This is a genomic window from Flavobacterium aestivum, from assembly GCF_026870175.2.
Taxonomy (GTDB): domain Bacteria; phylum Bacteroidota; class Bacteroidia; order Flavobacteriales; family Flavobacteriaceae; genus Flavobacterium; species Flavobacterium aestivum.
On sequence record NZ_CP113977.2, the window covers coordinates 4,216,344 to 4,231,633 of the forward strand.

19 protein-coding genes are annotated in these 15,290 nt (G+C 30.2%); 14 read left to right on the forward strand and 5 right to left on the reverse strand.

The window, feature by feature from the left end; genetic code table 11:
• Nucleotides 1-145 precede the first annotated feature (145 nt).
• Both OZP08_RS17895 and OZP08_RS17900 read right to left on the reverse strand, forming a co-directional pair.
• Nucleotides 146-913, reverse strand: a complete 768-nt coding sequence (locus tag OZP08_RS17895) for a DUF2490 domain-containing protein (RefSeq protein ID WP_281322493.1) — start codon at nucleotides 911-913, stop codon at nucleotides 146-148.
• A gap of 214 nt (nucleotides 914-1,127) precedes the next feature.
• Entirely contained in the window at nucleotides 1,128-2,006 is an 879-nt protein-coding gene (locus tag OZP08_RS17900) for a hypothetical protein (RefSeq protein WP_268847441.1), read from the reverse strand.
• A gap of 369 nt (nucleotides 2,007-2,375) precedes the next feature.
• Here OZP08_RS17900 and OZP08_RS17905 point away from each other — a divergent pair, with 369 nt between their 5' ends.
• The 14 genes from OZP08_RS17905 (at nucleotide 2,376) to OZP08_RS17970 (ending at nucleotide 11,986) form a co-directional block, all read left to right on the forward strand.
• Nucleotides 2,376-2,516 (forward strand): hypothetical protein, encoded by a 141-nt coding sequence (locus OZP08_RS17905; RefSeq protein WP_268847442.1) that lies wholly within the window; start codon nucleotides 2,376-2,378, stop codon nucleotides 2,514-2,516.
• Between the two features lie 316 nt (nucleotides 2,517-2,832).
• Entirely contained in the window at nucleotides 2,833-4,302 is a 1,470-nt protein-coding gene (locus OZP08_RS17910; RefSeq protein ID WP_281322494.1) for a tetratricopeptide repeat-containing sensor histidine kinase, read from the forward strand.
• 9 nt (nucleotides 4,303-4,311) lie between these two features.
• On the forward strand, nucleotides 4,312-4,980 hold the full coding sequence (locus OZP08_RS17915) for a response regulator (RefSeq protein WP_281322495.1): 669 nt from the start codon (nucleotides 4,312-4,314) through the stop codon (nucleotides 4,978-4,980).
• A 624-nt stretch (nucleotides 4,981-5,604) separates the two neighbouring features.
• Complete coding sequence (locus OZP08_RS17920) at nucleotides 5,605-5,877, forward strand: hypothetical protein (protein WP_281322496.1); 273 nt, start codon at nucleotides 5,605-5,607, stop codon at nucleotides 5,875-5,877.
• Nucleotides 5,878-5,905: 28 nt separating this feature from the next.
• Nucleotides 5,906-6,112, forward strand: a complete 207-nt coding sequence (locus OZP08_RS17925) for a hypothetical protein (RefSeq protein ID WP_349293459.1) — start codon at nucleotides 5,906-5,908, stop codon at nucleotides 6,110-6,112.
• A gap of 1 nt (nucleotide 6,113) precedes the next feature.
• Nucleotides 6,114-6,398 (forward strand): membrane protein insertion efficiency factor YidD, encoded by a 285-nt coding sequence (yidD, locus tag OZP08_RS17930; protein WP_281322497.1) that lies wholly within the window; start codon nucleotides 6,114-6,116, stop codon nucleotides 6,396-6,398.
• A gap of 10 nt (nucleotides 6,399-6,408) precedes the next feature.
• Nucleotides 6,409-6,747 (forward strand): YegP family protein, encoded by a 339-nt coding sequence (locus OZP08_RS17935; RefSeq protein ID WP_268847446.1) that lies wholly within the window; start codon nucleotides 6,409-6,411, stop codon nucleotides 6,745-6,747.
• A 12-nt stretch (nucleotides 6,748-6,759) separates the two neighbouring features.
• Nucleotides 6,760-7,815, forward strand: a complete 1,056-nt coding sequence (locus OZP08_RS17940) for a type I restriction endonuclease (protein WP_268847447.1) — start codon at nucleotides 6,760-6,762, stop codon at nucleotides 7,813-7,815.
• A gap of 10 nt (nucleotides 7,816-7,825) precedes the next feature.
• Nucleotides 7,826-8,221: a tellurite resistance TerB family protein gene (locus OZP08_RS17945; protein WP_281322498.1), complete on the forward strand. Its 396-nt coding sequence runs from the start codon at nucleotides 7,826-7,828 to the stop codon at nucleotides 8,219-8,221.
• Nucleotides 8,222-8,224: 3 nt separating this feature from the next.
• Entirely contained in the window at nucleotides 8,225-9,490 is a 1,266-nt protein-coding gene (locus OZP08_RS17950; protein WP_281322499.1) for an ABC transporter permease, read from the forward strand.
• 5 nt (nucleotides 9,491-9,495) lie between these two features.
• Complete coding sequence (locus OZP08_RS17955; RefSeq protein ID WP_281322500.1) at nucleotides 9,496-10,395, forward strand: hypothetical protein; 900 nt, start codon at nucleotides 9,496-9,498, stop codon at nucleotides 10,393-10,395.
• A gap of 107 nt (nucleotides 10,396-10,502) precedes the next feature.
• A complete protein-coding gene (locus OZP08_RS17960) occupies nucleotides 10,503-10,910 on the forward strand; it encodes a hypothetical protein (RefSeq protein ID WP_281322501.1) in 408 nt (135 codons plus the stop codon).
• A gap of 19 nt (nucleotides 10,911-10,929) precedes the next feature.
• Nucleotides 10,930-11,139 (forward strand): hypothetical protein, encoded by a 210-nt coding sequence (locus OZP08_RS17965; RefSeq protein WP_281322502.1) that lies wholly within the window; start codon nucleotides 10,930-10,932, stop codon nucleotides 11,137-11,139.
• Nucleotides 11,140-11,182: 43 nt separating this feature from the next.
• On the forward strand, nucleotides 11,183-11,986 hold the full coding sequence (locus OZP08_RS17970) for an endonuclease/exonuclease/phosphatase family protein (protein WP_281322503.1): 804 nt from the start codon (nucleotides 11,183-11,185) through the stop codon (nucleotides 11,984-11,986).
• Between the two features lie 76 nt (nucleotides 11,987-12,062).
• Here the strand turns inward: OZP08_RS17970 and OZP08_RS17975 are convergent, their stop codons facing one another.
• The 3 genes from OZP08_RS17975 to OZP08_RS17985 all read right to left on the reverse strand — a co-directional run bounded on the left by OZP08_RS17975 (nucleotide 12,063) and on the right by OZP08_RS17985 (nucleotide 14,812).
• Nucleotides 12,063-13,325 (reverse strand): asparagine synthetase B, encoded by a 1,263-nt coding sequence (locus tag OZP08_RS17975; protein WP_281322504.1) that lies wholly within the window; start codon nucleotides 13,323-13,325, stop codon nucleotides 12,063-12,065.
• 98 nt (nucleotides 13,326-13,423) lie between these two features.
• The gene (locus OZP08_RS17980; protein WP_268847453.1) at nucleotides 13,424-14,089 is read right to left on the reverse strand and encodes a response regulator transcription factor; all 666 of its coding nucleotides are present in this window, start codon (nucleotides 14,087-14,089) and stop codon (nucleotides 13,424-13,426) included.
• 51 nt (nucleotides 14,090-14,140) lie between these two features.
• On the reverse strand, nucleotides 14,141-14,812 hold the full coding sequence (locus OZP08_RS17985; RefSeq protein WP_268847454.1) for a sensor histidine kinase: 672 nt from the start codon (nucleotides 14,810-14,812) through the stop codon (nucleotides 14,141-14,143).
• Nucleotides 14,813-15,290: the final 478 nt, after the last annotated feature.

Consider the following 15,290-nt stretch of genomic DNA (forward strand, 5'->3'; position numbering starts at 1 on the left):
TTTTAAAAACATAAAACTACTACAGTTTTAATAATTATACAATCAAATTCTTATTAAGGATTCATTATTCTTATGTTTTAAAACCAGAAAATACATCTACTCATTTGTCTTAAATCCAAAAAAAAAGAATTAAAATCCAAAAAAATCATTCATCTCCAGAATTAGCTGGTGCTTCTGAAACATTATGCTTTATCGTGGTATTTAAGTAAAAAAACAATCGTATGGTATGATTCATATCATATTGATAACCTGAATATTTTTGCTGATAAACATTCATATATCCAAAATCAAAACTCAAATTGGGATTTATGTTTTGTTTGATCCCTATGAATAATCTATTTTGATCAAACGTATTATAAATCACTTCTTTCCCAAAGTGAATCAAAATTTCGTCGGACAAAACCAGTGAAGGCCACTTTTTATTACTAGACACTGGTATATTAAAACTTGCCAAATACCGCACTCTATTTGTAAATCTCCATTCGCCTGTAGGTTCATCGTTGGCCATTTTTTCTTGCCATCTTTGCTCATTACGCAGTCTTTGAATTACCCCCACTTTTCCAATTTTTGTATTTAATTGTGCTTGTTGGTATATTCTATTTTCATCTGCATAGGTTGACCATCCTTCTTTGGTAGGAGCCAACCACATATGGGCGTATCCCCCCGTTAGAGAAACGCTTGAATTTGGTATATAGGTAATTCCGCCTCTTAAAAAATAAAAATTATTACTTTCAAAAAAATCATTTTCCCTAACATGAACATCAGCTACTATACCCCAATGGTCACTAAATTTTGTTACCGTGTTCAAAGAAACCCAAGTTTGCAATTGTTGATTCACTTCTTTTGTTTGAGGTGTTTGCCCAAACAATAAAAATGGAAATAATGAAACTAGAATTTTTGATATAGCTTTCAAAATGACAAAAGGATTAAATCAATAAACAAAATTCGTACTAAAATTAATTAAAATAACTTTTAGAAACTTCATTATGCAAAAATACTTTGCATATTATTTTATAAATATGATATATGTCAGTTGAAAAAAGGAATCAAAAATATCTAGTATTATGAAGAAACCATCAAAAAAAAACAAGTTTTTAAGAACCAACACTTTATGTGTGTGTTTAAGTTTATTCCTTTTCTTTTAGTCTATGACTTTTAATAATATAATTTGTAATAGCCTTTAATGGCTTATCAGTTTCTGGATTAAATCCCGGTTGATTAAAAAGCTCTATTTCTCCATCATTCTTAGAATACCAAACTAAAGCTTTACCATTTTTAAAAAACACTAATGCAGCTTTTGGATCTAATTTCCTTAACTCCATAGTGTTCTCATCAATAGGAACAATATTATTCAATTGACCAATTCCTAATTTCTCATTAGTGCAATCTACCGCTTCGTAATGATTCCCTTTCCATTGCATGCATTGTTTAGTTGGTGAGATTATATCTTTTATTGTATACATCATAAAAAACAAGAATAAGAAACCAGTCAAAAAAGGAATTATCTTTCTGATTAGTTTCTTATTCTTAATATTATCCTCAATAATTACTTCGTTTCCAGTAAACTCTTCTAAATCATCAATACTATCAACAGTAACATTTTGCTCTTTCCCTGTGGGGATCTCAATACTAATTATATCCGTTGTTCCTTTATACTGACTGTACTTACTAAGAGGTCTTAGCTCAAAATCTATAACAATAGCCGCCAATTCTACTCTAATTTTATTCCCGGAATCTTTCTCTCCTTTCAAAAATGAAATCACCGACTTCAATCTTCCAGTACCAAAATTTTCTATAGCTCTTCCTAATTTTTCATCTTCTTTGGCTCCAAAATACGACCTAAATATATTTTCATCAGATTTAGTCAAACGGTTTTCAAAAATATTCAAACATAAATCTCTCAATTGGGCTGGTGTACTGCCATAAATGCTATCAGTTTTCTGGGCTCGGTATTGCGCTTTAATAGCACTTTTATATTCTTCAAAAGTAGTTTTGTCCATAAGCATGATCGGAATTTTTTGGAATTTTTGGAATACATCGGAATTACTGGAATTATCGGAATTCCATTGAAATCATTCAACAGAAACTCTATTCCTTTGCTTCAGAATTAGTTCATGTTCTATTTCGCGATATGAACAAATGTACAAAACTAATTCTAAAAAAGTGTTGCTAAACAGCGTAGTACGTTTGTTCGGGAAGTATAAATAATACTATTCTGTTTTAGCCACACTTCACTTCCCACAAGTAAAAAAACAATCTGTTTTTAAATGGCTCGCCTAGTCCGGCAATGATTCGATTTCAAAATCGAACGGCCAAACCTATGTCAAATTTTTAAATCAAACAAAATGAAAAAAATATTTTTAGTATCATGTTTTATGATCGCAAGCGTAGTTATGGTTTCTTGTACTAATGATGAAGTGGAAACAACTCCAAAAACTAGTAAACAACAAGTCAGAGCGGATGCTCCTATAGACGGGCAGAATGGTCAAATACCAACTACCCCACCTAAGCCATAAATTTTAAAAAAATCAATTAAAACATTCATACTGTTTTAATTAATTTCAGTATTTTCGGGAAATGATAGCAAAAAAGTTATGTTTCCCGAATTTTTATTTATTACTAATATTACTACTTGTAATAAGTTCTTGCTCTAAAGAACAGTCAATTCTTAAAGACAAAAAAATAAATACTGCTTATCAAACTTATATTGATTATGCTGAAAAATATTTTGCAAAATCACAATACAACAGCGCCTTTTTTTATTATAACAAATCGAAATTAGCTTGTGACCCATCTAAGGATAAAGTCAAAATTATTTATTCTTTACTTAAAATGGCAGCTATACAACAAACCCAAGGAGATTACACCAGCAGTGAAAGTACTGCTACGGAAGCCATTCCGTTTTTCGACAAAACAACAGATAATCAATACAAAATTGCAATTTATAATACCTTAGGAATTAACTATGTAAATCTTTTTGATTATGACAATAGTATTTATTATTATAATCAAGCTTTTAATTTAGCTGAAGATGAATTACAAAAAGCAATACTTAAAAACAACGTTGCTGTTGTGTACATGGAAAAGCAAGACTACCCAAATGCCATATCAATTCTTACCCCATTAGTATCTATAAAAAAAGTTACAGACAATGATGAAAATTACGCCCGAATTCTTGACAATTTAGGCTTTTCATATTTCAAAACAGGAAACTCAAAAAAAGGTTTGGATTATATCAATCAAGCCCTAAAAATTAGAGAACAAATAAAAGATGATTTTGGAATAACAACATCCTATTACCACCTATCTGATTTTTACAACAAGACCAATCCTGTTTTGTCCTACCATTATGCAAAAGCATCCTATGCAAAGGCTACCAAAATAAATAATGCAAATGATCGACTAGAATCTTTAGAGCAATTAATTAAAAATAGTACCGGAAATCAATCCAAAAAATTTACAACAAATTACCTCCACATCAACGATAGTCTTAATAAAGTAAGGCAAAAGGCAAAAAATCAATTTGCAAAAATCAAGTATGATTCTACTAAAGAAAAAAACGAAAATCTAAAACTTAAAACCCAAAAAGCTGAGAATGACTTGCTGTTAGAGCAAGAAAAAAACCGAAGCCTAACTTCTTACATTATTATTGTGTTGGTCTCAAGCTTTCTTTTATTTCTTTACTATTATTTAACTACAAAAGGGAAACGCGAAAAAGCTAAAGCAGTATATGACAGCGAAACTAGAATATCTAAAAAACTTCACGATGAATTAGCCAATGATGTTTACCAAACAATGGCTTTTGTTGAAACCCAAGATTTACAAAACCCAGTAAAAAAAGAAAACCTTCTAGGTAGTCTCGATAAAATATATGCCAGAACCAGAAACATCTCGAGAGAAAACAGTGAAATTGAAACTGGAATTAACTTTGAAGAAGAACTAAAAGAAATGCTTTCCGGTTACAACAACAATCAGATCAAAATAATTATTAAAGACAATGGCGATATTAATTGGATAAAAATTCAAACTGAAAAGAAAATTGCGCTATACAGAGTATTGCAAGAACTGATGGTTAACATGAAAAAACACAGTCAGTGTTCCTTTGCTGCTGTTAGTTTTGATTCGAATGAAAAATTCATTCAAATTGATTATGCCGATAATGGAGTTGGAATGAACAATACACAAATTTTAAAAAATGGCCTTCATAATGTGGAAAACCGTATTCAGTCCATAAATGGAACCATTACTTTTGACATAGAAACCAATAAAGGTTTTAAAGCTAAAATAGCAATACCTAAATAATTACTGATTATGTTCAAAAAAGTTTTAATAGTAGATGACATCGATTTTAATGATATTGCAGCCGTACAAGTACTCGAAGAACTTGAAGTTCCAGAAATTGCATTTTCAAAATATTGTGATGATGCACTATTAAAAATTAAAAAGGCCTACAAAGACAATGAACCTTATCAACTGTTAATCTCAGATTTGTCGTTTAAAGTTGATCATAGAGAAAACACACTCAACTCTGGCGAAGAATTAATAGCAGTAGTAAAACAATTGTTTCCCGAAATAAAAATAATTGCTTTTTCAATTGAAGATAAATCCTATCGTATAAAATCATTATTTGACAAATATAAAATCAATGGTTTTGTTATGAAAGGACGTTCTAGTATTGCAGAACTTAAAAAAGCAGTCGAAGTCGTTTATGAAGACACTCAAAACTACCTGTCACCCGAATTGAATCATATTCTTAGGGACAAAACTGTCAATGAAATAGACAATTATGACATTCAATTGATGAAGTATCTTTCTAAAGGCGTAGCTCAGGAAAATATGGAGGCTACATTTAAAGAGGCTGGTATTACTCCAAACAGCAAAAGCACTATTGAAAAACGCATCAACAAACTCAAAATATACTTCAAAGCTAACAACACCACTCACCTTGTGGCAATTGCCAAAGATTTAGGATTGGTTTAATTCTAAAGTTTTTATCTACTAGAAAGTACTTTTATATTTCTGGATTAAAAAATTTACTCCTTTTAATATATAAATTACACTTTAAAAATAGGCTTTTACGGTTTCCAGTAAAGAAGTTTTCTTTAATGAATTTAAGTTTGTTTCAATATTTCAAACACAATGCGAGCAAATAATTCTGTCAAAACTGCTGCTTCAAAATATAATTTAAAAAAGAAAAACAGCTTGGGAACAGTAACTCCCAAGGCAAATTTATTTGTAAAACACTTATCCAAAAATAACATCTATTTAAACTCCATGATTATAATAATTGGTGTTATAATAAGTCTCATCCTTTTGGGAGTAACATGCCATTTCAAATCTTTAGATTACAGAATTTGCTATATTCCTCTAATGTTATCTTTTATGCTCGTTTCCATCCTAAGCGCTTTAAGATATAGATTCAAAAAAATCTAGTTCATTATTTAATTCAATATATAAAAGCATCAGTTCCTTCTGATGCTTTGTTTTTTTTAAAAACTTCTCAATCTCAATTAGCAAATAAAAAAGCCCTTTACGGTTTCCCGTAAGCAATTGATTTATAATGTATTTAAGTTTGATTATTATTAACACTTAAAATTTTAAACAATGTCATACAAAGCATTAGTAACATTAGACCTGCCTGAGGCAACAAAAGAACAAAGAGAGATTTTTTATCAAGTCTTAAAAGATGAAAAATGGACAAAAATATCCAATTTAGATACTGCATGGAAAGTAACTTTTAAAGATGGAGTGACAAGAATAGATGCGATAAATACAATAAAAAATGACCTAGAGAAAGCAAAACTAAAAAGCAAACTAAAAAGAGTTGATTATGCTATTCAGATAGATGTAAATGATGTTATTATCGCTAATTTATAAAACCATGGAATATAAAGTAATCCCCTTCGTGGCATCAATAGATTCAAAACAAGGAACCTCGCAGCATGTGGCCCAACAATTAGAAGAATTGATAATGAATTACAACTCGAAAGGTTGGAAATACATTAGACTAGAAAGTGTCTCAACATTTATACAACCAGATGCAGGCTGTTTTGGTCTAGGTGCAAAACCCGGTTATACAACAACTCGACAAATGATAGTTTTTGAGAAATAATATGAAATTTTTAATCCTTTTAATTATTAAGATGTATTGGCTTTCCAAACCAAAGAATAGTAGACCTAAATGTGTTTTTAAAAAATCATGCTCACATTATGTTTATGAAATCACACAACAACAAGGATTTTTAAAAGGATTAAAAGCTTTTTGGTTTAGATATAAAAATTGCCGAGTAGCTATTCAAATTTTCAAAAATCCAGTAAACAATAAAACCAATATGCTACTTCCTTCAAGAATTATAATTGATGAGAACGAAATAGCAGAACGATTATTAATCAAATAAAAAACAAACCATGAAGTTTCCAAAATTTATAATTAAAAAAAGTATCAATAATCAATTCTATTTTAACCTTTGGTCCAAAGATGAGGTTATTGTTTTAAAAAGTGAAATGTATACTGCAAAACAAAATTGCAAAAACGGAATTGAGTCCGTAAAAACAAATGCTCCATTGGATAAAAATTACGACAGAAAAACATCCGATAATTCCAAATATTATTTTGTTCTAAAGTCTCAAAATAATGGTCAAATAATTGGAACCAGCAATATGTACCCAAACGTATCCGATAGAGATACAGCAATTGAAAGAGTAAAAATTGATGCACCAATAGCAGAAACTGAAGATTTAACTTAATTCATAAAATCTATGGAACTTTCTACCCAACTCAAATCTTTAGCAGATAAAATCAATCAGCTAAAGGATAAAATTGAAACCGAAGAATCTACAAAACATGCTTTTGTACTTCCTTTTATCAATATTTTAGGCTACGACACTTTTAATCCAACCGAAGTAATACCCGAATTTACAGCTGACATTGGTCTCAAAAAAGGAGAAAAAGTTGATTATGCCATTATTCAAGAAGGAGCACCAATCCTCATTATTGAATGCAAGAATTGGAAAGAGAAATTATCCGTTCATAATTCACAATTATTTCGCTATTTCCATGTTACCAAAACTCGTTTTGCTCTTTTAACCAACGGAATTACCTATCAATTTTTTACCGATTTGGATGAAAAAAATAAAATGGATGCAAAACCTTTTCTAGAATTCGACATCATTTCACTAAAAGATAACGTGGTTAATGAAATAGCAAAATTCCAAAAATCCAGTTTTGATGTAAATCATATTGTAAGCAATGCAAGCTCATTGAAATATATACAAGAAATCAGAAAACAGATTAATGACGAACTGTCTAATCCATCTAATGAATTTGCAAAACTATTTGCCAATAAAGTCTATTCTGGACGATTAACCGAAAAAGTAATGGAAGAGTTTAAAGATTTGGTTCAAAAAGGGTTCAATCAATTTATTAGTGATAAAGTAAACGATCGTCTTAAAGCTGCTCTCTCTAAAGAATCCCTACAACAAGAAAAACAAATTGAACCTACGGTAGAAGAAAGTAAAATTTGCACTAGCGAAGAAGAATTAGAAGCCTATCGCATAGTAGTAGCCATTTTGAGACGCAAACTGCCAACTAGCAGAATTGCTTCTCGTGATACTCAATCCTATTTTGGAGTTTTATTAGACGATAACAATCGTAAACCCTTATGTCGATTACACCTCAACAACGGAAAAAAATACATTGGCCTTTTCAATGCTGATAAAAGCGAAGTACGACAATCTATTCAAACCATAGATGATATTTATTTGTTTGAAAAAGAGTTGCTAGAGACCGTTGGCCTTTATGAATTTGAAAACTAAACTAAAAAAAATGATAACACTAGAACTAAAAAGCCATTTTCTTAGACTTTATCAAATGGCTTTGGCAGATGATAACTTTGATGTTTTAGAACTTCAAATGTTATATCAATTTGCTGATGAAAGAGGAATTCCAAAAGAAGAATTAGATAAATTATTCTTAAATCCAATAAATAATGATTTAAATATTCCAAGTGACCTAAATACAAGAGTTGAATATTTATACGATTTAACTAGAATCATTTGGGCTGATGGTCAAATCACTATTGATGAAATGAACACTCTAAAAAAGTATTGCAAAAAATTTGAATTTCAGGAAGAAAACATAGATGAGTTAGCAAATTACCTGATTGATTGCGTCCAAAAAGAAATTGGCAAGCAAGAAATTATTAATCAATTAAATTCTTAATTTATGAAATCACTGCAACAATTATTTAGTTTGAAAAAAGTTGGAGAACCGCAATCAAACTCTTTCGAAGAAAATAAGGAAGACAGAGAGCAAATCCGAATAACTTATTACCAAAGTGGCTTTGCAGCATCCGTTAAAGCTACTGGGAAACCCATCGTTTTAAGAGCGTGCTTACAAAACTTATTCAGTAGTTTTGAAGATCAATGCAGAAAACAGATTCTAGAGCAAGAAAGATTAAAACAACCTTACAAAGAGGAACAAGAAAAAAGTAGAACTGAGCTTAAAAAAAATGAAACAGCAATCGCTATTTATGAACAAAAAGAACACGAATTTAATGTCATAATAGACAACATCCAACAAGAGATGGTTGATGTAAAAGTCAATCCAAATAAATATATCGATGAGGGTAAAGGACAAAAAGCACAATTCTATGTTGGTCTAATCCTAATACTTCCTATAACACTTTATTTATTAGTTTTCTATATATCAGCATCTTACTCTGCATTCTTTAAAGAATTTTCAGACGATAGCTTAACCGCTGCTATTTTTGACGCAAATGCTCTTACCAATTCTTTCAAAGCGAGCTGGCTAGAAGGTGTTTTAGTCATTACCATCCCTTTTGTATTTATGGGGCTAGGATATATAATTCATATGGTTCAAAAAGGCAAGGGAATAAAAAATACATTTAGAATGATTGCCTTATTTACCATTACCTTTCTATTTGATGGATTATTGGCTTATATAATTGAAAAAAAAATATACGATTTCAATAAAACACCAGATTCACCTGCTTATAATTTAAAAATTGCGTTACAACAAGCTGAATTCTGGATGATAATTTTTGCTGGTTTTGTAGTGTATATCATCTGGGGATTAGTATTTGACTTTGTGATGAAAGAACATGAAAATATGGATAAAATTAGAGTATTCATCCGTGGAAAAAAAGAAGAATTAACCAATTTAGAGAAAGTTAAATTAGAGAATTCAAATAAAATAAATGATTTCAAACAAAAAGTGATAAGCATTAATGGCACAATCCGAGAATTACAGTCCAAAATAGACGGATTTGTTTTCCCTGTAAAAGAATATCTTAATTATCATCATCAATACAAAGAGGGATGGTATCAGGCAATTGGAACTGAAATTGCATTGCCATACAAAGAAAAAGAAGAATTATTAGCTAACTGTGAATCTACATCGATAGAACACCTGAAGCAGCTAAACCTTATTGATCCTGATTTTCAACACTTAGTATATTCAAAAAATTAAACACAATGAAACGAAACATAGAACTAATAATCATACTGTTATTTACTATTCTTACTCTTTCTTGTAAAAATGAAGAAAAAGAAGAAAACAACAATGTTGCTAAAACAAAAGACGTTTCTGAAAATTTAAACATCAGTCTGTTACTTGATTTATCAGATAGAATCAGTCCAACGAAATATCCCAATCCAACAATGGAATATTACCTGAGAGATGTTGGTTATATTAATTCGGTTTCTGAAGCATTTACAGAACATGTCCGAAGTAAAAAAGTAATACAAGCTCAAGATAAAATTCAATTATTCTTTGATCCAACTCCACTTAATCCTCAAATAAACAAAATTTCCAAAGATTTAAAAATTGAAATCAACAAAGGAAATGTATCAAGAGAGCTAATAAATAACACCAAAACTATCTATGCAAAAAATCCTTTAGAAATATACAAGCTTGCTATTAAAGATGGTAATTATATTGGCTCTGATATATGGCGATTCTTTAAAACTAAAATTAATGATTATTGTATAGAAAAGGAATATCGAAATATTCTAGTGATATTAACTGATGGTTATATCTATTACAAAGACACACAAATGAAAGAAGGAAACTTAACATCTTATCTCACTCCTGAACTAATAAAAAGTGGCAACCTTAATACTTCCTCTTGGAATACTAAAAGAATTGATCAAAAATTTGGTTTTCTAAAAGCTAACACCAACTTATCAAATCTCGAAATTCTTGTGCTAGGTATTAATCCGGACACAAAAAATCCTTATGAAGAAGATGTAATAAAAACCTATTGGACAAATTGGTTTCAAGTAATGAAAGTAAAAAGATTTGAAATAAGGAATGCAGATTTGCCATCTAATATGGATAAAATAATAAAGGATTTTATCTCCAAAAAGATTTAATAGAATATCCTTTTAGTAAGCACATAAAAAACTATTTATTATTAGACTATTACGGATTCCAGTAAGGATTTAAACAGTGATCACTCTAAATTTGAAATAAAAAGCGCATGATTAAAAAATTACTTTTTATACATCTTTCATTTTGGCTGATAACTTCTTGCAAAAAGGAACAACCAAACATACAAACCCAAACCTTTTATAAAGAAGTTATCACTCCAGATGATATCAAGACCATCACACCCGAAGAAGCCAAAACGTATCATAAAGATTTAAAATATCAATATGAGTATCGAACGGGAACTTCTGGCAATTATGAATACAACTATGAGATAAATGGGGTGGATCAAGAAGGAGACTCCGTATCGGGTACTATTAATATAAAAGGTAAGTATGGTGCAGGTATCATTATCAATAAAGATAAAAAAAACATAGACATACAAGTGGAATGGGTTGATTATGGCAAACTAAAAGGCATTGATGAGGTAGGCAACAACTACCAACTTGAAGCTAAATAATAACTAAAAAACAAAAAATATGAAACTAATTGCAACCTTATTCTTTTTTTATCTCTCAGCAAATTCTATTACAGACACTAAAGTCTATGTTTGCGGTAAAACTGGAGCAAAAAAATACCATTACAATGAATCATGTCGTGGGCTAAACGCCTGTAGTGACCAAACTGTAAAAATTTCTCTAAAGCAAGCCCAAAATAATGGACTTACACTTTGTGGTTGGGAAGACTAATAATTGATTTACAATCTTTATATTTGGGGATTAATTCCTATCTATGAAAAAAACATACTGTCTTCTCTTTTTACTTTTTTTCAATACTTTTTATTCTCAAACCAAACTCCTTTCATGGAATTTAGAGAATTTTGGTAAATCCAAATCTGATGAAGAGATTGCCTTTATTGCAAATACGATAAAAGATTGTGACATCGTTACCATTCAAGAAGTTGTGGCAGGAAACGGGGGAACTCAAGCTGTAGCAAGATTGGCAGATGAGCTCAATCGAAAAGGAACGAAATGGGATTATCGAATAAGCAATCCTACTTCTAGTAATGCCTATAAAACCGAGCGTTATGCTTTTCTTTGGAAAACCAGTAACCTAAAACTAAAAGGCAAACCATGGCTAGAACAAAAATACCATTTGGAAATAGATCGTGAGCCTTATTTTGCCACTTTTGAAATAAAAGGAAAAGACGTAACCATTGTCACTTTTCACGCTATTACAAAAAGTATGCAGCCCGAAACTGAGATAAAATATTTCAAGCTTTTGCCACAAGAATATCCCAATTTGAATTTACTTTTTACAGGTGATTTTAATTGTTCTCAATCGCATTCCGTTTTCGATCCTTTAAAAAAAATTGGCTATGCTCCTATTTTAAAGAATCAAAAAACATCTCTAAAAATGAAGCGCAAAGGAGAAAGTTACTTGGCCTCAGAATTTGATAATATGTTTTACAAAACCAGTTCCTTAAACTTCATAAAATCGGATGTTATTTTATTTTATCAAAAATTTGTCTCTTTAAAGGAAGCTCGAAAAATATCCGATCACATCCCTATTTGGCTTGAATTTTCCATACATTAATTAAATAATATAAAAAAATCCCAATCTCAAAACTATAATCTTGAGTTTGGGATTCTTTTTTATTAGAATTATTCTTTTATGTCTTCTGTTTTTTCTTTCTAGCAGCTGGGAACAATACATTATTCAAAATTAATCGATAACCAGGAGAATTGGGATGCAAATCCAGAACTGTTGGAGGATCTCCCACTTGATGCTGGAAATCTTCAGGATCATGCCCTCCATAAAAAGTAAACATTCCTTTTCCTTTTTCACCATGTATATAACGTGCTTCTCCATTAAGCTCACAAGTTCCCATTACTAAAACATTCGATTTTATCAATTCTGAATCAAATGCAGTAGTTTGTCCCATAAAACCTTTAATCAATTGAGTATGATTTTGACACAGCATACTAGGAATAAAATCCCATTTCGCTGAATATTCCATTAAAGTAAAGTAATCTTTCTCCATTGGTATTTTTCTCTTCAAAGTCATATCTATATCCGAAAACTCATATTGTTCTGGTCTTCTCTCTAAAGTAAAATCCTTGAAAGCAAAAGTATTACCATAATTTAGCTTCGATTGATAATTAGCTTCGCTTGGATCTCCGTCAAACATTGGCTCACAAATATCAACTCCATCTGCTGCCAAAGCTATATCAAAACTATCTGTTGCAGAACACATGGCAAACAAAAACCCTCCTCCTATTACAAAATCTCTTATTTTTTTAGCGACCGCTCCTTTTTCTTGAGACACTTTTTCATAGCCTAATTTTTTAGCTAGGGCCTCAGCATCTCTTTTTTGATCTATATACCAAGGCACATTTTTATAAGCTCCATAAAATTTTCCGTATTGCCCTGTATAATCTTCGTGATGGGAATGCAACCAATCATAAAGTAATAGTTGATCACTTAATACTTCTTCATCATATATAGGTGTAAACGGGATTTCGGCATACGTCAAAACTAAAGTTACGGCGTCATCCCAAGGTTGTTTTCCTTTTGGAGTATATACTGCAATTTTTGGGGCTTTCTCAAGAATTACAGATTCCATATTTTGTGATGGACTAGAAATTTCATTCAGAATAGCAGTTTCCTCTGCATCAGAAATCACTTCGAAACTTACACCTCGAATTTGGCATTCCTTCCTAATTTCATCGGCATCAGGCAATAAAAAAGAACCGCCGCGGTAATTGAGTAACCAGCTTGCTTTATAACTTTTGGCTAAACACCAATAGGTAATTCCATATGCCTTAAGATGATTTTGCTGCGTAGTCTCATCCATTGGCAACAAAATAAAAGAAGCTTTTACTGAAATCGATAAAAGAAAAATAAATATAAAAAGAAGTCTTTTGCGTATCATTTTTAAACTAATTTAAAACAAAGATAATGGGAAGCAATCTAAAGTACTCTTTTTATCTTTTATAATTATGCAAAGTAAAACTTTTTAATATTCTAGTATTAAATATCCAAAGAAACTATTGCATTTTGTATGGCATAAACGACCAATCCCGCAATATTTCTAGACTCTGTTTTAAGTAATAGATTATTTCGATGCCCCTCAACCGTTCTAGGGCTAATGAATAGTTTTTCACCTATTTCAACAGTACTTTTTTGTTTGCAAATGAGTTGCAAAACCTCCAGTTCTCGTGAAGTAATAAAACTGGTATCAAAACTACATTTTGATTTTTTATTTGCAATAACATCGTTTTGGATAATATTCATAACATAATCTGAATAATAGAAACCTCTTCTGGCCACTTCTTTAATAGTTATAAATAATTCTTGAGGTGTTGCTTTTTTGATCAAGTAAGAAACTGCCCCCACGTCAATCATATTTGCTATAAATGCCTTTGAGTCATAACTTGTTAAAGCTATAATTTTCACTTCTGAAAATTCTTTATTAATAATTTTGGTAGCTTCTATCCCATTTAGCAATGGCATTTTCAAATCCATGATTATAATATCGGGTTTTGGATTATCTCCTCTTAGAAAATCAATTAATTCTACTCCATCAGAAGCTTCAAAAATTACCTCTATACTTTCTTCTTTATCTAATAAAAAAGAAATCCCTTTTCTAAATAACACTTCATCGTCAACTAAAATTACTTTTATAGTTTCATTCATATGATAATATTTGTTTTTTTATGAAATATAAAATCTAATCGATTTCATATTTTAGAAATTAAAAACCACAGAAATTCCATTATTCAATTGAGAATCAATCGTGATATCTCCCCCTAGGACGGCAACCCTGCTCACAATATTTTTCAATCCTAGACCATTATGACTTTCTACTTGCTTCAAATCTAAACCAATCCCATTGTCTGAATAAATACAGGTTTTTTTTCCATTTATTTCATCAAAAAGAACAAAAATAGCTGTTGCTTTTCCGTGTTGTATTGAATTAGCTAGTAACTCTTGCAAAATTCTAAAGACATGTATATGAGATTCATTCTCTTCAAAATCAAACTTTAGTTTGTTTTCATATTGAACCGTTACAGATTCATCATTACTAAATTCAGCACATAACTCTTCTATTCCTGCATGAAGTCCAAATTTTTCCAACACTGGAGGGAGCAAACTATGTGCCATTTTCTTTGAACTATTTAGCGCTTTAGAACTGTACTCAATAATGTTTTGGGTAATTTCTTCACTCTCTTTTGGAGATAAATTAGGAATTTTTAGAAGATGGCAATTCAATGAGATCACATTCAATTTTGAACTTATATCATCATGCAATTCATGTGCAATCCGTTTCCTATCTGATTCTAATGTTCGTATCACTGATACTAATTGGTTACTTTTTAGAAAATCATCTAAGTTATTAAGTTCTAGTTCCTCTTCCATAATTCTTACATTATTAAAAATGTGACTAACTATTTATTCATTTTAGATAAATTATTTTTAATCTCTTTAAAAATATAGATATTAAAATTGTAAGTAATCATCCTGTATTTACTAAATAAATAAGCATTTCATCGATTTTATATGAATTTTACAGACAAATATAATTTAAAATTAGTCATTTTCCTAATAAAAACATTTTTTTATTACATCATGTTAAGATAATTCTTATATTAATAATTAATCATTTTTAGTTTGCAATAGTTAGCAGAATTTGGCCAAAAACTATGCTTTTAATAAGCTGAAATAATACAAATTACACAAACTGAATTATAACGATATTCATTTTTTATATCTTCATCATTACAATATCTTTTCTTACATATATCGATTTTCTTCTCTCATGACAAGAAAAAAGCCCTTGATGGCATTTCTCTATAAAATAATGAGTAATTATCTAATTTTATGATAATTACAAAAA